Annotated in this window: 13 protein-coding genes; 9 read left to right on the top strand and 4 right to left on the bottom strand. The window is 39.8% G+C overall.

The window, feature by feature from the left end:
• Nucleotides 1-65 precede the first annotated feature (65 nt).
• From IEE83_RS21775 to IEE83_RS21735, 9 genes are all read left to right on the top strand, one after another.
• Nucleotides 66-455, top strand: a complete 390-nt coding sequence (locus tag IEE83_RS21775; protein WP_228101926.1) for a hypothetical protein — start codon at nt 66-68, stop codon at nt 453-455.
• A 960-nt stretch (nt 456-1,415) separates the two neighbouring features.
• Nucleotides 1,416-4,460, top strand: coding sequence for a SusC/RagA family TonB-linked outer membrane protein (locus tag IEE83_RS21770; RefSeq protein WP_228102055.1), 3,045 nt, complete (start codon nt 1,416-1,418; stop codon nt 4,458-4,460).
• Between the two features lie 84 nt (nt 4,461-4,544).
• Nucleotides 4,545-6,242: a RagB/SusD family nutrient uptake outer membrane protein gene (locus IEE83_RS21765; protein WP_194122602.1), complete on the top strand. Its 1,698-nt coding sequence runs from the start codon at nt 4,545-4,547 to the stop codon at nt 6,240-6,242.
• Nucleotides 6,243-6,544: 302 nt separating this feature from the next.
• The gene (locus IEE83_RS21760; RefSeq protein ID WP_228101925.1) at nt 6,545-9,739 is read left to right on the top strand and encodes a SusC/RagA family TonB-linked outer membrane protein; all 3,195 of its coding nucleotides are present in this window, start codon (nt 6,545-6,547) and stop codon (nt 9,737-9,739) included.
• A 26-nt stretch (nt 9,740-9,765) separates the two neighbouring features.
• Nucleotides 9,766-11,610 carry a RagB/SusD family nutrient uptake outer membrane protein gene (locus IEE83_RS21755; RefSeq protein ID WP_194122601.1) on the top strand — a complete coding sequence of 615 codons (1,845 nt, stop codon included), beginning with the start codon at nt 9,766-9,768 and terminating at the stop codon, nt 11,608-11,610.
• Nucleotides 11,611-11,787: 177 nt separating this feature from the next.
• Nucleotides 11,788-12,636, top strand: coding sequence for a sugar phosphate isomerase/epimerase family protein (locus tag IEE83_RS21750; RefSeq protein ID WP_379992190.1), 849 nt, complete (start codon nt 11,788-11,790; stop codon nt 12,634-12,636).
• Nucleotides 12,637-12,792: 156 nt separating this feature from the next.
• Entirely contained in the window at nt 12,793-14,169 is a 1,377-nt protein-coding gene (locus IEE83_RS21745) for a 3-keto-disaccharide hydrolase (protein ID WP_194122599.1), read from the top strand.
• A 30-nt stretch (nt 14,170-14,199) separates the two neighbouring features.
• Nucleotides 14,200-15,540 (top strand): Gfo/Idh/MocA family protein, encoded by a 1,341-nt coding sequence (locus IEE83_RS21740; protein WP_194122598.1) that lies wholly within the window; start codon nt 14,200-14,202, stop codon nt 15,538-15,540.
• Nucleotides 15,541-15,678: 138 nt separating this feature from the next.
• Complete coding sequence (locus tag IEE83_RS21735) at nt 15,679-16,719, top strand: DUF6807 domain-containing protein (protein ID WP_379991977.1); 1,041 nt, start codon at nt 15,679-15,681, stop codon at nt 16,717-16,719.
• A 94-nt stretch (nt 16,720-16,813) separates the two neighbouring features.
• Here the strand turns inward: IEE83_RS21735 and IEE83_RS21730 are convergent, their stop codons facing one another.
• The 4 genes from IEE83_RS21730 to IEE83_RS21715 form a co-directional block, all read right to left on the bottom strand.
• Nucleotides 16,814-18,547 (bottom strand): M14 family metallopeptidase, encoded by a 1,734-nt coding sequence (locus IEE83_RS21730; RefSeq protein ID WP_194122597.1) that lies wholly within the window; start codon nt 18,545-18,547, stop codon nt 16,814-16,816.
• 84 nt (nt 18,548-18,631) lie between these two features.
• Nucleotides 18,632-19,339: a hypothetical protein gene (locus tag IEE83_RS21725; RefSeq protein ID WP_194122596.1), complete on the bottom strand. Its 708-nt coding sequence runs from the start codon at nt 19,337-19,339 to the stop codon at nt 18,632-18,634.
• Between the two features lie 150 nt (nt 19,340-19,489).
• A complete protein-coding gene (locus IEE83_RS21720; protein WP_194122595.1) occupies nt 19,490-19,999 on the bottom strand; it encodes a DUF1648 domain-containing protein in 510 nt (169 codons plus the stop codon).
• Between the two features lie 25 nt (nt 20,000-20,024).
• On the bottom strand, nt 20,025-21,155 hold the full coding sequence (locus IEE83_RS21715) for a lipase family protein (protein ID WP_194122594.1): 1,131 nt from the start codon (nt 21,153-21,155) through the stop codon (nt 20,025-20,027).
• Nucleotides 21,156-21,162: the final 7 nt, after the last annotated feature.

Genomic DNA, 21,162 nt, shown 5'->3' with positions numbered 1-21,162 from the left:
TTGCCGGATGTGTTTTGTTTGGTACAACAGACGAACATTCGCTTAACACTCTTAATGCGCAACTGATGAAACCCTACTCGGAGTATTCGGCCGAAGAGTTGGCGATGGAAAACCTTTTTATCCGATGGGTTCGTTTTCCAAATGATCCGCCTATACGCTCTTTCTGGGAAAACTGGATGATAAAATATCCAAACAAAAAAGATACGATTGATAAAGCCCGTGAATTAGTGTTGATTACATCAGAGTGGAGACCGGAAACGCTTTCTAATCAAGATGTTAATTCGTTGTGGGATCGTATCAGAACTTCTCTTGAGATTATTAAAGACAGGGAGCCGGGCGACTCTCAACAAGATACTTTGCCCGAAATTTTAAAGCCAAACAACATTATTCTGGGTGTGATTTCAATGGCTCTTCTGGGGATTTTATGTTTTATTTTCCTGATTTTTATCAGGTAATTTTGTCCTCCTCCGGTTATGTTTTTTTAGGAAAAACTAACCATCCCGATTTTCTGCTTCCCTTACTTTATTAAACATTTCTTCGTGTAAACGAGTCATAGTTCCGGTTTTAAAGCAAATCGGAATCTTTTTATTATTTATAAATTTCTCATTTTAAGCATATAGATACGATTATCAGAAAGTAAATTCCGGACTTTTATTTTCTTATTTTTAATTAAAAATGAAGCTATATTATTTGTACTAAATATTTATAAAGTACAATTTTATTACTGTTTCATAGAATTTTAAATTTATAAATATTACCCATAATTGTCAGTATTTTACCATAAAATATTCGATGATCCATATAATGGCAACGTTCCCGATAACGATTGCATAAATAAAATTCATCTTTCCTTTCCCATTCTCATCTGCTTTCTATAATCTCAACCAGAAATTGAGAATTGTACTTTGTGTGCAAAAAACTAGATTTATTGGTTTTGTTCAATAAGCTTACAGTAATTCATCAGCTAATAATCAGGCAATTAAAATACTTATCCCTTGAACAACCCAGAATACATTTTATCAAGATTTAATAATTAACCTGTCCTCTCCACCTATGCTTAAAAAAACGACGATTCCTGATTATCCAGTTACAAGGTGTCTGCATTAATCAAAATTTGTACAGAGTTGGCTCTAAAATCTCTCCTTCATTCGTCCTTGTTTATTGATAACCAAACCTGACAAAATTCTAAATATATATAAGTTACATAACACACTTATAAATATTTGACGAAAAAATTAAATCATTTATAGGGGTAAGCAGCAGTTTCCTCGTCAGCAACATTGAGTTTTAAAACATTTTTAATTCTAAAGTCACAATACAGTATGAAAAAAAACTTTACGTGCATTAGGCAATACTTGTTCGGCTGTGCCGTAATGGGTGTTATGAGCCTGAGCTTTTCAGCCCATGGTTCGCCAATGAATTTAGGGAAGTCTTCGAAAGAAATGGCGATAGACAAAACCATATCGGGTCAGGTATTATCTGCTGAGGATAACACACCGGTTCCGGGCGTGTCTGTTGTTTTGAAAGGCAGCAGAACAGGTACCAACACAGATGTGGATGGTAAATTTAAAATAGATGTTCCCGATAATTCTTCGATACTGGTTTTTTCTTCGGTAGGATTTGTAACACAGGAAATAATAGTTGGCGCTAAAAGTACGATTGACATCATACTTGCGAGCGACATGAAAAACCTGAGCGAAGTTGTCGTTGTAGGTTATGGTACACAAAAGAAAAGCCAGCTGACTGGTGCAATTTCTTCTGTAAACTCCAAAATGATCAATGAAATGCCTATCACAAACCTTGGACAGGCTTTGCAGGGCCGTGTTGCCGGGGTGGATGTAGCGCAGTCGGGTAGCAAGCCGGGAACTGTTCCGAAAATCCTTATTCGCGGACGCCGCTCATTCAGTGCAGGTAACAATCCGTTGTATGTAGTTGATGGTATTCCACTTGCCGGAGATCGCAATGAATTGCTTGCAACGCGTCCATTTGATTTTGTATCAGGCGGTTATGAAGATATGAATCCAAATGATGTTGCATCGATGGAAATCCTGAAAGATGCTACGGCAACTGCGATTTATGGAGCAAGAGGTGCGAACGGAGTTGTGTTGATCAGTACAAAAAGAGGGCCAACAAAGGGAAAAACAACGGTAAGTTATGATACTTATGTTGGTACTACCAATGCATTGGACAAGGTTAATCTGATGAACGGTGCGGAATATGCCGAATTGAAACGTGAATCGCGCAGAACAACTGGTACTTATAAAGATGAAGCAGGAAATGTGGTGCCGACCGGTACTACCGATGCTTATGCAGATTCTAAATTATTTGAGGCTGTTGAACTTGACGGAATTGCCAAGAACCGCACTACTGACTATCAGGATATGATGATTCGTACAGGTTTCCAGCAAAATCATTCGCTTGGCGTTCAGGGAGGAAATGAAAAAACACAGTTTTATATTTCCGGTGGATTTTTCAGAGATAAGGGTATTATCCCTGGTCTTGACTTCACACGTACTTCGGTTCGCGTAAACCTGGATCACAATATTAATAAACGTGTTAAGGTTGGGGTTTCATCGTATACTATGTATAGCGTCCGTAACGGAGCTAACAGAAATCCATACGGATCTACATTGCCGCAAAATCCGCTGGCACGCGCTTATGACGATAATGGCAAGATTATTTTCGCTCAGACAACTGACGCACTTCTTACCAACCCAATGGCTGAGCTGGTTAAAGGTGCACAGATAGATCAGACCAAGAAATATCGTTTCTTCAACAGTTTATATGCAGAAGTTCAGATTCTTCCGGGATTGAAATATCGCGCAAACTTCGGACCTGATTTTAGCATTTCCCGTGCCGGTCGTTTTATTGGAGCACAAACCAATGATATCAAAGGAGGACAACCAAGAGCAAATACAAACAGTCAGTTTGGTTTCAACTACACAATTGAAAACATTTTGACATACGGCAAGACTTTCGCAAATGTTCACAATTTTAACGTGACAGCATTACAGTCTATCCAACGTGACAATTTCGAATATAATAATATTGCGGTGCAGGGAGTTCCGGTTGAAGGACAGGAATTTTACAACGCTGGTAATGCAGGTTCGGTTTTGGGTGTGGGAAGTAATCTTATCCAATGGACGCTTAATTCCTACATGGTTCGTCTGAATTATGATTATAATGACAAATATCTTGTAACAGTTACAGCACGTCGCGACGGATCAAGCCGTTTTGGAGAAAATACTAAATATGGTAATTTCCCGGGTGTTGCCTTAGCATGGAACATTTACAACGAGCCATTTTTTAAAGGAATTAAGTGGATCGATCAGTTGAAAATCCGTGCGAGTTATGGTAAAACGGGTAACCAGGGTGTATCCCCATACCAAACTCAGGGATTGTTGAAACGTACTTCTTATGCATGGGGAACAGCTGCGGCTTATGGTTATCGTCCAAATTCAATTGGAAATCCTGATCTTAAATGGGAATCTTCGGGCACTAAAAACATTGGTATTGATTATAGCTTCTTTGGAAACCGGGTTTCAGGTTCTATCGAACTTTATCAAACCAACACAACAGATTTGCTGCTTTCAGATCAGCTTCCAACTTCAATCGGATTTAACGCTGTGACGCGGAACGTTGGTGAAACACGTAACCGTGGTATTGAAATTGGCGTTTCAACCGTTAACGTTAACTCGAAAAGCGGTTTCAAATGGAGCACTGACTTCGTATTCTATAAAAACAAAGAAGCAATTCTTTCTCTTTACAACGGTAAAGTGGATGATACTGGTAACAAATGGTTCATCGGACATCCGCTTAACTCATTCTATGACTACAAGAAAATTGGCATCTGGCAGCTTGGCGAGGAAGATGCGGCAAAAGCACAAGGATTTACAGTGGGACAAGTTAAGCTTCAAGACACTGATAAAGACGGAAAGATCACCGCAAACGACCGCGTAATTCTGGGATCGGATATTCCTTCATGGCAGGGTGGTATCACCAACCGTTTCAGTTTCAAAGGAATCGATCTTTCGTTTTTCATCTTTGCACGTGTTGGTCAGAAAATTCTTAGTAAGTTCCATCAGGACAACCTGACTTTACAGGGACGTTACAACCAGATTAAAGTTGATTACTGGACACCTAAAAATCCTACAAACGAATTCCCGAGACCAAACTTCAACCAGGAGTTCCCGGTTTACAATACTTCGTTTATCTATTTTGACGGTTCTTTCGTGAAGGTTCGTAACATCAATATTGGCTATACTTTCTCGCCAAAATTTGTACAAAAACTTGGACTTGAATCACTTCGTTTATTTTCAAGCATTCAGCAGCCATTCATTTTCTCGAAATACCGCTCGAAATACAATGGTATAGATCCTGAATCTTCTGATGGAAATGTTAACAGCGATGTAACGCCTGCAACAAGGATTACAACTTTTGGATTAAATATTAAATTCTAATCAGGCTGCTGTCCGATCAATTCGCAAGCGGTACAAGAAGAATTAATAGGAGTGGCCAGTTACAACAATCTTAAATTTAAAAAAATGACACGGACATATTTATCAAAATCTTTTAAAACACTAAGCATACTGGCTTTCCTGTTTATAGGCCAGTCGTGTAAGGATTTACTGGATGAAAAAGTAATTTCCAGCATAGGTGACGACTACATGACCACTGCTGCCGGTTTCAATTCGGCATCTAATGCAGCGTATTCTTCACTGAGAAATTTTTATGGAACGGAGAGAGGTCTTTCAATGACCGAGTATGGAACTGACCTTTATTCTGCCGGTGCGGATGGAAGTTTCAAAGGTTTTCACTTTTACGATTCCCAGCTGATTGGTACAGTTAGTATTATTCAGGAAGTTTGGGAAGAACTTTACAAAGGTATCAATACTTGCAACGCCGTTATTGAACGTGCAGCAGGCGTGGCGGGTGTTACGGATGCGGTGAAAACACAAAGAGTAGCGGAAATGAAATTCTTGCGTGCTCATTATTATTTCATTCTGTTTCAGGAGTTTGGAGGTGTGGATCTTCGTTTGACCGAAACAATTCTTCCGACAAAAACAACCAAACGGGCTTCGGATGCAGAAATGTATGCAGCCATTATTAAAGATTTGGAAGAATCGTTGCCAGGTTTAGAGAATAAAGCGAAATCGGCTGATTACGGTCGTGCAACAAAAGCAGCAGCGGAACATTTACTTGCAAAAGTTTATCTTGCCAAAGCTACATCTTCCGTAAAAGCAGCTGATGATTATTCAAAAGCAGCAACTTATGCTCAGAATGTAATAAGTAATTATGGCTTCAAATTGTTGCCGGATTTTGCCAGTGTTTTTGTTCAGGGTGCAGGTGAAATTAATGATGAAGTGGTCTTCGCCGTTCAGTATACAACTGATCCGCTGACCAATATTTCTGACCCGACTACAAACGGAAATGGTAACAACCTTCACTTGCTTTTCGGTATGCAATATGATGTGCAGGCAGGTATGGTTCGTGATGTTTTCTACGGCCGTCCCTTTAAGCGTTTGAAACCAACAACTTATGCTTTGGAAACAGTATTTAAGGACCGTGTAAATGATTCACGTTACAAAAAGACGTTCAGAGATACCTGGCTTTCTAACAATCCGGGAACTTTCACAAATGTTTTTGACAATTCAAAAAAATCTGTGACGTATAAGGCGGGTGATACAACGATCTTTATTCCGGGTGTTGAATGGACATTGGCGCAACGCGCTGCCAAGCCTTATCAGGTTTTGGTACCAAGTTTGTATAACTTGTCGCTTTTTCCGACGCTTGTGAAATTTATGGATCCGCTTCGTATTGACAAAACTTACGAACCGGGTAGCCGTGATTATCTTGCTTTCCGTTTGGCTGATACGTATTTGATGCTAGCCGAAGCACAAATAAAACTTGGAAAAACTGCCGATGCAGCAGCTTCTATCAATATGGTTCGCCGCCGTGCAGCTTTTGCCGGTAAAGAATCTGCCATGGAAATTACTGCTGCTGATGCAACAATGGAATTCCTTATGGAAGAACGTGGACGTGAATTATTGGGGGAACAAACCCGTTGGCTGGATTTAAAACGTTGGGGTGTTTTGGTTGATCGTGTTAAAAAATATAATAGCGACGCCGCTAACAATATTAAGGAAACACATAATCTTCGTCCAATTCCACAAACACAAATTGACAGAAGTGACAAAGGAACAGATGGAGCTTCTGTATTTCCACAGAATCCTGGATATTGATTTTGAATCAGCTTCATTTTAATTAATAAATTCAAACCAAAAAGTGACTGTTCCTTCGATGGAGCAGTCACTTTTTTGATAGAAAGAAAAAATATTTTTATTATTTTATTTATAATAAACATCTGTTTTAAGTCACTTCAAGCAACAAACGTAATAGTTTAATATAATTACTACATAATGTAGGATTAATTCATTGTAGGGGTTGGTATAATTCAATTTCGTCAGGTTTTCTTGATATGCAATCGGTTGAAATCGAAAGTAAATCAATCTGACAAATCGCTCACCAATTTCTAAACCTACAAATGATGAACAAGGAATTTACAAATTTACCTTCGCATTTAGTCAGGAGGTGCATGCTTATGGCAATGCTGCTTCCACCTTCTTTTACTTTTGCCGGCACATTTCCACAACGGCCAGATCAAACAATTCAAAAACAAACAGACAAAAAGATCACAGGAAAAATATTGTCGAAAGACGATAACCAGCCTGTCCCCGGAGTTACTGTTGTTGTAAAAAATACAACAATTGGAACAACAACTGACATTGATGGAAAATATGAAATTAATGTAGCCAACAATGATGCAGTTCTGGTATTTTCAGCGGTTGGATTTTTAACCCAGGAAAAACCAGTCGGTACACAAAGTGCCATTGACATTGTGATGTCATCAGACCAGAAAACACTTGATGAAGTAGTCGTTGTGGGATATGGTACTTTGAAAAAACGTGATCTTACCGGTGCTGTCTCACAGATCAACGCCACAAAACTCGAAAACGAAAATCCACAGTCTGTCCAGGACGTGCTTCGTGGAAATATTCCCGGGATGAACGTTGGTTTTTCTGCTTCTGCAAAAGGTGGTGGTAACTTGGGCGTGCGGGGAACAAATTCTTTAACCGCCGGAAGTAGCCCATTGGTGGTACTTGATGGAGCTATTTATTATGGTGGTTTAGAGGATATTAATCCAAATGATATTGAAACGGTTGATGTTTTAAAGGATGCCAGTTCCGCAGCCGTTTTTGGTGCGAAGGCAGCCAGTGGGGTTATTCTTGTTACAACTAAAAAAGGAAAAGAAGGTAAAACCATCATCAATGTTAATTCAAACTTTGGTATGGCAGAGGTCTCAAGAATGCAGCATGTTTTAAGTCCGGATGGATTTATTTCCTGGCGTCAGGAAGTGATGCGAAACATTAACTCTTCTGCTCAGCCAAGTCGTTTTACCAATCCAAACAATCTCCCTTCTGATATAACATTGGATCAATGGCTTGCTTTTGATGGTTCAAAAGGAGATCCGACTACGGTTTGGCTTCAACGTTTGAATATGCAACCGGTTGAAATTCAGAATTATAAAGATGGAAGAAATACTGATTGGCAAAAAATGGTTTTCCAAAAGGCATTTCGTCAGGATCATACAGTAAGTCTTTCCGGAAAAACGGATAAAGTTTCCTACTACATGTCGCTGGGATATCTGAGCAATGAAGGTATTGTAGTTGGCGACAAATACAGCACAGTTCGTGGGCGGGTAAACCTGGAAGGAAAAGTCAGTAAATTTCTTTCAGTTGGTATCAGTACTCAATTCGCTGACCGTGATGAAAGTCAGGTGCCGGTCAATTATGATCTGGCTGCAAATTTATCTCCATGGGGATCACCTTTAAATGCGGATGGTAGTTACAAATGGAGACCAAATGATGAAGCAAGTGGTGGAAATCACCCATACTATCTTCCAAGTTTCACAGATCGGGACAAAGGTGCAATTACTGTCAATAACGTTATTTTTGCCAAAGTAAATCTTCCTTTGGGGATTACTTATCAGGCAAATTTTACGCCTCGTTTTGAATTTTCGCATCGTTACAATGCGGAATCTTCTAAAAGTCTTGATTGGGTTGCAGAAGGTGGAAGGGCTTCCCGTCGCGATACCAGAACCATGAGCTGGCAGGTTGATAATATTTTCAAATGGAACAAAACCATTAAGCAGGTCCATAATATTGATGCCACTTTTCTTGTCAACGCAGAAAGATTTCGTATGTGGGATGACAGTATTTCCAACAAAGGTTTTGCGCCAAATGACAATCTGGGCTACCATAACATGAGTGCTGGAAATGCTCCGATCATGTGGAGTAATGACGAAACAAGTACGGCTAGTGCATTAATGGCCAGATTATTCTATTCCTACAAGGATCGATATATGGTGACTTTGTCGTCGCGTAAGGATGGATATTCAGCATTTGGACAAAAAAATCCGACTGCACTTTTCTCTTCCGCAGCTCTGGGCTGGGTCTTTACAGAAGAGCCATTCCTAAAAAACAGTATTCTTAATTACGGAAAATTGAGAATTTCATACGGTAGTAATGGTAACAGGGATATTGGCCGTTATGACGCGCTTTCTAACCTTGCAACGGGTAAATATCTGCAGGTAAATTCAGCCGGAACGGTTTATCAGGTAAGCCAGCTTTACGTGGACCGGATGGCAAATCCAAACCTGAAATGGGAGCGTACAAATTCATTAAACCTTGGTTTCGACTTTTCTCTTTTTAATTCGGTCATAGACGGAAGCTTGGAATTGTACAAATCTTCAACGCATGATCTTTTAGTAAAAAGAGCACTTCCAAATGTTCTTGGATTTGATTTTGTACTGGATAACCTTGGCCAGGTTGATAACAAAGGATTAGAAATCAGCTTGAATTCCAATAACATGAAGCGTGAAAACTTCACCTGGCGAACAACGTTTAATGTTCAGATGAACAGAAATAAAATTGTTCATTTATATGGAAATCAATCTGTTACAAAAGATGCTACTGGAAATGTGACTTCGTCACGTGAAGCGGATGATATAACAAATAAATGGTTTATCGGCCATGCTATTGACGAAATCTGGAATTATAAAGTACTGGGCGTCTGGCAGACGGAAGAAGCTGATCAGGCTGCAAAATATGGTGTAAAACCTGGTGATCATAAAATCCTGGATGTTAATGGTGACGGCAAATTTACAAATGATGATAAGGTTTTTCAAGGTTATACAACCCCTCGTGCACGTTTCACGATGCGTAATGAATTTAAGCTTTTCAAGGTTTTTGACCTCTCATTTATGGCATATTCTTACGTTGGGCAAAAAGGCGAATTTAATCAAATGAAAAATCGTCCGGGCTTCCCTGATCGTAGCAGCTCTTATATTTTTCCTTATTGGACGGCTGAAAACAGAAATAACGAATGGGCCCGTCTTTATTCGAGCGAAGGTTCTGCAACGGGTTACACAGTTTATCAGAAGAAATCATTTGTACGTTTTGAAAGTATAGCACTTGCCTACACTTTCCCAAAAGCGCTGGTTCAGAAAATAGCAATTCAAAATCTGAGGGTTTACGGTAATGTCAGAAATATCGGATATATATCAAGCTGGAAGTTCTGGGATCCTGAAAATGGAACGAATGGTGCGGATAATACTAATCTGGCCTATTCCGTGCCAAGTCCGCGCATCTTCACAATCGGTATTGATATTACCCTGTAACATTCAAACCTTCAATCTGATTTCCAATGAATACGATATATAAAAAAGCAAAAAGCATTTTAACGCTTACCCTGATTGCCGGAGGTACATTGATGGTAAGCTGTAAAGACAGTTATTTAAAACCGGAACCTTTATCATTTTACGATCCGGACAATACTTTTAACGACGCAGCGGGATTAAGAGCCGCCCTGGTTGCTTGTGAAAGAAATATGAGACTTGAATGGTATGGTGATGCGCCTCCGATGGTAACCGAGGCCATTTTTTCTGAAATCGCAGTGGAGGGAACAACTGACAAATCTGGTCCGGCACAAAACCTAAATTTATTGATAACGCCTGATGCTCAGTTGAATAGTGGTGATTATAATAAAATCGGCTGGTATTGGTCAGAAGGTTTTAAAGGGGTGAAATATGCCAATGTTGTTGTTTCAAGAATTGATCAGCCAACCAATTATAAAGATGACGCAGAAAAAAATGCGATTCTTGGCGCGGCTTATTTTCACAGAGCATATCGCTATTATCGCCTTACCCAACAATTTGGCGATGTTCCGTTAATTCTTAGCGAAGTGATTGGTCCGAAACTGGATTTTCAATCAACAAAAAGGGAAGTAATTCTTCAAAAAATGAAGGAAGATCTGGAATTTGCGGAAAAGTGGGTACCTGTGATTACAGATAAAGGAACGGTCAACCGGGGCTCAGTAAGTCATCTTTTGACCAAAATTAATCTTGCATTAGGTTTATTTGATGATGCCATAAAATCCGCCAGTAATGTGATTGATGGCGGTCAGCATAAACTGATGACCAGCCGTTTTGGCGTTGATGCCAATAATGCGGCGCGCAATGTGATCTGGGATTTGCACCGTCCAGCCAACAAATCAGTAGGAGCAAATACAGAAGGTTTGATGATGGTTATTGACCGTGTCAGTATTGATGGTAACGTTGTTGACGGTACTCAAATGATGCGAAATACGGTTCCTTTCTGGCATAATAATATTAACACGCCGGCCGGAAACAGAGGAACAATTGATACTTATGGCATTGCAATCGATCAGGTAACTTCACTGGGCCGGGGTATCGGACGGGTTCGTCCAACCTATTATTCTCAGGATGGTGTTTGGGATGATAAAAAGGATCTGCGTCATATCAAGGGAAACTGGACCAAGATGGAGGATATTCTTTACAATAATCCGGCTTTAAATACAACGTTGAAAGATCCGTATTATGGAAAAAACCTTCAATTCCGTAACGAATCCGGTACTGTTTTGACCATCGATACCATCAGATGCTGGTTCGATTGGCCGAATTACAAATTGTTTATTGAAGATCCGTTGAAAATTCAGCCAAGTGGCGGCAATTCTGACTGGTACGTTTTCCGTCTGGCGGAAACGTATTTACTTCGGGCAGAAGCTTATACCTGGAAAGGTGAACTTACAAAAGCAGCGGCAGATATCAATGCGGTAAGAACCCGTGCAAATTGTGATCCTGTTGACGCGTCAAAAGTTAATATTGATGTAGTTTTGGATGAAAGAGCACGGGAATTATATTTCGAAGAACCGCGCAAAACGGAACTGACACGTATTGCCTACATTTTTGCCATGACAGGAAAAGCTGCACCAAATGGTAAAACTTACAGTCTGGCAAGTTTCTCGGAAAGCAATTATTTCTACGACCGTGTGATGGCAAAAAGTGATTTTTATAACAAAGGTGTCAAAACCCGTCACGGCGACGAATATCTGATGAGTCCTTATCACGTACTTTGGCCGGTTCCGCAGCCGGCAATTGCAGGAAATACGGGAGGAATAATTAACCAGAATAAAGGATATAATGGATTCCAGAATAATGTTCCTCCATTAACTTCGATCCCGACAGAATAATATGAATACGTAAACAGAAGAGTGAAAAGCCCCCGATTTTTGGGGGCTTTTCTGATTATAATCGTCTTTGTTGTAATTAAACATTCTCAATTTTTAAATATCATCCAAATGAAAAATATTGAATCCCCGGACCGTCGACTTTTTCTAAGAAATATAACTCTGGCAAGCACTGCTTTAATGACTTCTTCGGCCTGGGCTGAAACTCTTGTTAAAAAAGGTGATGTGAAAATCGGATACTCAGCCATCACCTGGGGCGGGAAAGATGAACAGGCTATAACGGATCTGGCCGGACTTGGTTTTAAAGGTATTCAGTTGAGAGCCAATACTTTTGCACCTTACAAAACGAAAGTTTCTGAATTAAAAGATTCTCTTATTAAACATAATCTCACTTTATGCATGTTTTCAAGCGGGAATGTAGAAATCGATCCTGCCAAATTGCAGAGTACCATTGATACCCATGTCGCACATGCCAGTTTTGTAAAAGCGCTGGGAGGCAATGCATTGCAGTTGACAAATAGTCTGCGTCCGAAAGATCGTGCTCCCTCAATAGAAGAATTGAAAAAACTGGCACAGGTTATGAATGAAGTCGGTAAACAAACGGCGGATCTTGGTGTTCAGGCGGTTTATCACAATCACATGAACCAGCTTGGCGAAACCCCGGAAGAAGTGGATGTCATTGTGCAGGCAATGGATCCACGTTATATCAAATTACTCCTTGACATTGCGCATTACAAACAGGGTGGAGGAGAACCGGAAAATGCAGTTATCAAGTATAAAGACATCATTCATTCTCTGCATTTGAAAGATACCAAACCGGCAGAAAGCAAAAGCGGCTACAAATTTGTGGAACTTGGCCAAGGCCGTGTAAATGTCCCGGCGGTTTTTGAATCGCTTAATAAAATTAAATTTAAAGGCTGGGCTGTGGTTGAACTTGACGGTGTCCCAGATCCTGAGAAATCACCCTTGATTTGCGCGGAAATCAACAAGAAATATATTGTGGAGACTTTGAAGTATCCTTTGGGGTGAGTGTTGTAGAAAACGTTTACCGATCTTAAAAACCTTTCAACCTGTTTTGTCAGGGTAAAAATGATAATATATCGTTATATACTTTAAAGTATTTCCTTCTTAATATAACCAATCATAGTGATAATTTACAAACAGCCAATTTGGCGATAATGGAATATGAAAATCAACAAAGTACGCATTACATTTTTAGCATTAATCTTATCAGTTTCAATAGCCAACGCACAAAAATCCAAAGATGGCTGGCAGGATCTGTTTAATGGAAAAGACCTTACCGGTTGGAAACAATTAAATGGAAAAGCAAAGTATGAAGTAAAAGATGGCGCCATTGTAGGGACTTCGGTTATGGATACGCCAAATTCCTTTTTGACAACCGAAAAAAACTACGGTGATTTTATATTGGAATGCGATGTAAAAGTTGATAATAAACTGAACTCCGGAATCCAGATCAGAAGTCTTTCTACGCCTGATTACCAAAACGGTCGTGTGCATGGCTATCAGGTTGAAATTGATCCGAGCGACCGGGCATGGTCTGGCGGACTTTATGATGAAGCTCGCCGTGGCTGGTTATATTCACTTGATATTAATCCCGAAGGGAAAAAAGCTTTCAAAAAGGATGCATGGAACAAGTATCGTATAGAAGCGATCGGAAATTCGATCCGTACTTTTGTAAATGGTATTCCGGTTGCTGATGTTGTAGACGACATGACGCCAAGTGGATTTATTTGCCTGCAGGTTCATGCTATTGGTAATAAAGATAAGAGTCTGGAAGGCACACAGGTAGCCTGGAAAAATGTCCGTATCAAAACCACGAATCTTAAACCAAGTCCAAAAACGACTATCCGTATCGTAAATCTTATTCCGAATACGCTTGTGGAAGCTGAAAAAGCACAGGGATGGAGTTTGCTTTATGACGGAAAATCAGTTGATCAGTGGACTTCATACGCCGGTCCGGAATTTCCATCGAAACGTTGGTCATACAACGACGGAACAATTACAATTTCAAAATCTGACGGTTCTGAAACAGGAAATGACATCATTACAAAAACACTTTACGGACCCGCTTTTGAATTCCAGTTTCAGTTTAAATTGACGGAAGGAGCCAATAGCGGTGTAAAATATTTTGTTGATAAAAAGTTTAATTCAAACGGAAAATCCGGTGTAGGACTGGAATTTCAGGTTCTTGATGACGAAAGACATCCTGATGCAAAAATGGGTAAAAACGGGAACAGAACTATCGCTTCACTTTACGATATCATCACTTCCGAGAAACCTGCCAATGCGATCAAGAAAATCGGAGAATGGAATTTGGGCCGTATTGTAGTTAACCCTGATGGTACCGTTCAGCATTTCTTAAATAATCATAAAGTTGTAGAGTATGTTCGCGGATCACAGTCTTTTAAGGACTTGGTAGCACAATCGAAGTTCAAAGGCTTTGAAGGTTTCGGCCTTTCTGAAAAAGGATATCTGCTGTTGCAGGATCATGGAGATAATGTTTCTTTCCGTAGCCTGAAAGTTAAGGTATTAAGTAAATAAAATTAGTCTTTCAAAATTTCATTCATAATTATGACCACCAGAAGAGATTTTATCAAAAAAACAGCTTTGGTAACGGCCGGGGCTGCCGTTAGTATCAACTCAGTGAATGCATCGAGCTATCGCCGGATCCTGGGAGCAAATGACCGTGTTCGTGTCGGAATTATTGGATTTTCTGATCGTTTCCGCAGTTCACTGGCACCAAGTTTTGCTGAGCACTCCAAAGAATTGAATTTTGAGTTTATGGGTGTTTCGGATTTGTGGAACCGCCGGAGAGACGAAGCTGAAAAGTTTATAAAAGGAAAAGGCTGGTCGGCAAGTGAATTTGTGAAGGCGCGTAATAATGAAGAATTGCTCGCCAGAAAAGACGTTGACGCAGTAATCATCAGCACTGCCGATTTTCAGCACGCGCTTCATTGCGTTGAAGCTGTGAAATCCGGTCGTGATGTATATGTTGAAAAACCATTTGCTGAATCTTTGGCTGACGGAAAACTTGCACTGAAAACGGTGGAAGCTTCCAAACAAATTGTTCAGGTAGGTTCTCAGCGCCGCAGTGCACCGAATTATCATGCAGCAAACGATTTTATCAGATCGGGGAAATTTGGTGATATTTCAATGGTTGAAATGACCTGGAATGTCAACCAGCCTGCAAGATGGAGACGTGCAGAATTGGTTTCTCAAATCAGAAAAGAAGATACAGACTGGGATCGTTTCTTATTGAATCGTCCAAAAACAGAATGGAATCCACGTCATTATCTTGAATTCCGTTTGTTTTACCCATATTCATCAGGTTTGCCAGGACAATGGATGTCGCACCAGATTGATACCGTTCACTGGTTTTCAGGATTGGAAGCGCCTCGCAGTGTTGTTGCAAACGGTGGTGTTTATGTATGGAAAGATGGCCGCGTAAATGCAGATACATTCTCGGCAACATTTGATTACGGCCCATTTGACAATCCGGATAAAGGATTCCAGGTAATTTATTCTGCACGTATGCACCAGGCAGCTGGCGATGTGAAAGAATATTACTACTCAAATGGTGGTATGATCAATTTGGATACAAATAAAATCACCTCAGAAGGCGGATTGAAAGAAAAAGATGCAGCCGCCATGGGCATGAAAGCTAATCTTCTTCCAGATCAATCTTTGAAAACGGGTGAAAAAGTTTCGACAGATGCCAATACAGGATCTGATCCAATGACATCACTACATATGCGCAACTGGATGGAATGTGTGCGCAGTCGCAAGCAGCCAAATGCGCCGGCACGTGCAGGTTTCAACCACTCGGTAGCCAATATCATGTCAACACAAGCTTTGCACACAGGTAAAAAAGTAACCTGGGATCCAAAGAAAAGCGACATCGTTTTAAGTTAAATTTTGTTTAAACGCAGAGGTTGGAAGAGTTTGCGAAGAGTTACACGGAGTTTTTTGTTTGAAAATAAATAATACCTCAGCGTACCTCTGCGCGTAACTCTCTTAACTCTGCGTTTAATCCCCTTAAAAGATATAAAAGTGAAGTTTAGATATACCAATATTGCGATTGCTGCTTTTTCTTTGGCAGTGAGCGGCTTGGTTCAGGCCCAGAAGGTTGACCTGGTCGATAATAAAAAAGAGAAAAAAGTGGAGGTAAATATTGATGGAAAACCGTTTACTTCTTATTTCTATCCTGGTGAAGATGTTTTGAAAAAAGCAGTTCTGTATCCGGTTATGACGGCGAAAGGTACTTTGATAACCCGCGGCTGGCCACTGGATCCTCGTCCGGGCGAGCGCATCGATCACCCGCACCATGTCGGAATATGGCTGAATTATGAGAATGTAAATGACAACGATTACTGGAATAACAGCAATGCAGTTGATCATGTAAAACATGCTTACGGAACCATCAAACATACCGGAATTACTTCCCTAAAAAGTGGAAAAGATAAAGGGGAACTGACCGTTACTGCGGACTGGGTTGACAGAGACGGAAAACTGACTTTGCAGGAAAAAACGACTTACATATTTTCAGGAAAAGGAACTACCAGAACTGTTGACCGTTTAACAACTTTAACTGCCGTTATTGATGCTGCGATGCCAGATGTTAAAGACGGAATGTTTGCGATTCGCGTAGCAAGAGAACTGGAACTTCCTTCTACAAAACCTGAAATATTCACTGATGCAAGCGGAATTGCAACCAAAGTACCTACGTTGAACAACGATGGAATTACTGGCAATTACCGCAATAGTAATGGCGTTACCGGCGAAGACGTTTGGGCTAAAAGAGCAGTTTGGTGTAATCTGACAGGGAAAATCAAAGATGAGGATATTAGTATCGCAATCATTGATCATCCAAAAAATGTTGGTTATCCTGCTTATTTCCATGCAAGAGGCTACGGTTTATTCGCTGTGAATCCATTAGGCCAGAAAGCTTTCAGTGATGGAAAAGAGGTTTTGAATTTCAAATTGAAAAAAGGAGAATCAACAACTTTCCGTTACCGTTTGGTAGTTGCATCAGAACATCTGTCAGATGCTTCCATCAATGCAATGGCTACCGATTTCGCGAAAGTGAAGTAATAAATTTGATAGTTAAGCTATAAAAAAACGCCTTGTAATTTCCGTCTGTCAGGATAAAAATCGCAAGGCGTTTTTTACTTTATCTTGGTTTGATTTATTTGCTCATCACGCGGAAAACCGGATATCGCAAATATTCCTTTTCTCTGTATGGTGAATTTTCATAAACAAATCGTAACTGCGCATCTCCGCTTTTAGCAAAAGCTTCGTCCGACTTTCTTTTTTCTTCCAATGATTTTTGCAATTCCGGTGATTTGCTCAAAATATCTGCTGCCAGATCTTCAAAAACATAACTTGAATAACCCTCCTTTGCCATAAGAATGGTATCAAAGAAATTCCATTTGAAAAACGAATCCACTGCTTTGGGTTCCAATGTTTCAACGATGTAACGGTTTGTCCACTGGTTTACAGGTATATACCAATCGCCTTTTCTGAATTTTACTTTCTTTTTTTCTGTGCGAAGTTCCGTATTTGTGTGCCAGTAATGTCCTTCAAAAGGTTGTTTCGGCGCATCGTAACTTTGGATATAATAAACTTCCACTTCACGTTCTTCATCCTTTTCAATCTGGTTCATTTGAACCTGATTCAGTTTTAACAGATCAATCACATTAAACCAGCTTTGCGGAATAATATAGGCGACCGGCTTTTGAACAACATCCAATGGTTCGTAAGTATCATAAAACGGTACCTTTACATTCAAAGGTTTGGTGCGGTCATAATGCAGACGGTCTTTCCCGCTTACTTTACTTGGGTAATATTCCGGTGTAAAACCTTTAAAATCAATTTCTGTAAATTTTTCTTTATTATTCTGCCAGGTGATTGCAAATTTTTCCTGCGTTTTCACAGCCTCTTTCGTTTCCTTCCGCATCTGCAAAACAGCCTTTCTGTACTGAGCCAAAACTTTCAGATTTCCGTGCAAATAAGCATAAGTTGCCTTCACGCGTTTGTCGTAAGATTTAAGCATATGTGTTTCCGTCATCACACCAAGCGTATGGAAAAGCGCAGCATAACCGGTTGAATATCTCGGCCAGTCTGGAAATTGAACAAAGCCTTTGTCAGGCGTTTGTCCCCAGGAATTTACATAAGGCGTCGCTTCATAACCCGCTTCTTTCAGGTATTTATACATAAACGGCAGGAAAGTTTCTCTTTGAAATTTACCGAGAGATCCACCTAATTTATCCTGTTGTGCGTAATCCAATGTCATCACATACTGATAATCTGCACCATTGCTTACGTGTGTATCTGCGAAGAGATCAGGATCCAGTTCATGAAATATAGCAGCGAAACTTTTGGCATTTCTTGTGTCGTTTTTAATAAAATCACGGTTCAGATCATAATTCCGGGCATTTCCACGAAAACCATATTCCAACGGACCATCCTGATTTGTACGGGTTGTGCTGTTGCGGTTAAGTGCTCCGCCAATATTGTAAAAGGGAATAATAGCCAGGACTACACTATCAAGTTCAGGAAATTTTTCAGGATGAAGTGCAATGTCGCGGAGCAAAAGCATGGAAGCATCCACACCATCAGGTTCGCCTGGGTGAATAGCGTTATTGATCATATAGATCGCTTTCCCCTGCGCTTTCAGTTTTTTTATATCGAAGACTTTATTTTTAGAATAAAGAACGAGACTCAAAGGTTTTCCACTGTCGGTAAGACCTTTTTCTGTGATTTGAATCTGAGGGAAGTTCTTGGCTAAAAGTTTATAAAAAGCGATGCCTTGTTCATAAGTCGGCGTTTCTTTTTCACCGCTTTTTTCAAAATGTGTTTGATACTGGGCAATGGCTGCTGTGGAAAAAAATAGCAGTATTATCAGGAGTGTTTTTTGCATAATAGATTAAAAAAAAATTGCATATCGACAATTTTACAGATAAGACTGTCGATATGCAATTTTACTTTACTATTATTTGGCAAATTATTCTTCTTCCGTAACTAAAATGTCGGGATGTGACGTCGCTTCATAATTATCCGCATATTTAATATCGTCTAACCAATATGCCGAGCTTACGATATCAAATGTAATTTCCTTCTCTTTCTTTTCAATCGTTTTAAGCTCCCAAAGAATATTTTTCGCTTCTTCAAAAGTTGTTCCTTCCAATTGATCGCCAAAAAGACGGTTAACCAAATTGTGATCCGTCATACCCTGAGCCAGAATTCTTACAATCGGAGCTTCCGGATTTTCTTCAAAAATTGACAAGCTTTCCGGAGTTTCGCCGGTAAGTTTTAATTGAAATTGTACGGCTTCTGTTCTTGGGAATTTGCCGTTATAGGCATCATACAAAAGTTGTGTGGCTTTGAAAAAACTGATGTGCAAATCCAGTTTCGGATTTTCTTCCCATAATTTTTCTGTCAGCATCTGATGCGAAAGATTTTCTATCTGTCCATCAGTCAGCTCATCTTCAATCAGATATTCCAAAACAATTTTTGCTGCTTCGGCCGGTTCATAATCGGTGATGGACATGAAACACATTTCTTTCAATTCTGCTTCGCTGATCTCGTCAGGATTGTCATAATCCATTTTCACCAGCAGCGCCTTATAATCACTATTATTCCATGAACCCGGAATTTCTTTTATCGTCGTAAAAGACAAAATCTCTACCGCAAATTTATTCTTACTTTCCATAATCATTTTTAATTGAATAGCTTATCTGACACATTCTTGCGACTGCCTGTTTCTGATATTTGAAAAATCGTATCATCCAGGGATTTAGACGCAATTGCTGTGAACAAGTAATTGTTTAAAATGAATAAGGAAAACTGTGCCAGCAGTTTATTATTTTTTTCTGATCCGGCTCGAAAACGTTCTTTTGAAATAATAAGCAATGGGGAAAAGAAGGGAGATCATGACAATCGGCAAAAACATGGAGCCAAGTTCCTTGGCCAGGCCGTCAACGATCAGGTTGGTCATAACAAGGATGTAAATGAATTCCAGCATTACAAAAAGCTTCACAAAGTGAATGATCCTGATCGCGAAATCCAGATTTTTGTTTGGCAAAGCGCCTGCATTCGGTGGACTGAAAACATATTTTATGGAGAAAGTGATACTTAGAAATATAGCGGCTGCAATAGCAAATACCGCAAAAATCATGGCTTTTTTGCCATGACCGTCCACATGTCCTAACGCATTGAAATGGAGAGGAATAATATCAGGCGACCGGAAATATGTAAAGATTGTCAACAAACCCAGTGCAATAAGACTAAACCAGCCAGCGGTTTCCAAAATTTTGTCAATTGAGGACAGACCAGATTTAGCGACGTTTTTTGTGGTTTTAGATTTTGCCATTGTAATTAATTTGAGCACAAATCTACTATTTATATCGATCGATTAGATACAAATATGGCTCTAAAAGATGATGGACAAAAACATCGGTTTTGGAGTCGGGATATAGTTTATAATAATCATCATCGCCTAGCAAAGTTATGGTCGGGCCAATTCGCACATAATCTGATGATTTTACATAAACCGGTGGCTGAAATTCCGGTAAAGTTTTCTTTACCATTTTTGAAACGTAATTCCCAAGATATTTTTGATAGTTACGCTGCGCTTTTTCACTTGGTTTTTTCAACTGTTTGTACGCGTGACGCAACGCAATTCTGGTAAAAAATTTCTGCTTTTTTAATACGCCATCAATATCTTTAAACGGATTTGTCTCATTAAAATCTGAAAGATTTTGTACAGAAAACGGCGTCTGCGGTACCCAATCTGCACCATTGATCACATTTATTCCCCAACCATGGTCAATCAGTTTTTCATATTCGTAAGCATAATAAACATTTCCAGCCTTAGGCGCCGCACTGCAATACGTTTTGAAACGAATATCATTGGGCAAAACTTTTTGTTTTTGAAGACTATACAAATAGGAAGTCATCAGATAAGTGAGTGCTCCGCCCTGACTGTGACCCATCACAATAAATTCTTTAATCCCGCTTTTGTAACAAGAATCGATTTTTGGGAGAATATCCTTGGCAAGATAAGCCACACCAATCAGCCAGCCGACATGGACTGCTGCCCGTGGATTTTCAGCCAAATGATATTTGAAAGTAAAACTGTTTGAAAGTTTTAGTTCACCTTGTGCCGGAACCATTGCCGCGTAAAAATTTTGCAGCCAGCTAACAGGATTTTTTGTTGTGCCTCTCAAATTAATAACAGCCACCGGAGATTTTTTGCTCGTCCATAAATCCCAACGATTATCCATCCCAACGGTTGGAGAATTGTAAACTGATTTGAAATGAACCGGATATGGGATTTTATTTTTTGTAGTATCATACAGCCGTGCATGCATTTTCATCAGCTCGATGTATTCCTGCTTGTCAAAACCAGGTTTTAAAACTGTTGTCTGGGCAGATACGGGAGAAATTGCTTGGATAATCAAATAAGCAAAAATAATACTTCGGATAATTTTTGCGGGATTCTTAAACAAGAGACGAAGTGTGATCATAGCCGTT

Source organism: Dyadobacter subterraneus (assembly GCF_015221875.1).
Taxonomy (GTDB): domain Bacteria; phylum Bacteroidota; class Bacteroidia; order Cytophagales; family Spirosomataceae; genus Dyadobacter; species Dyadobacter subterraneus.
The sequence above is the reverse complement of the archived record's forward strand: the minus strand, read 5'-3'. Positions and strand labels throughout refer to the sequence as shown.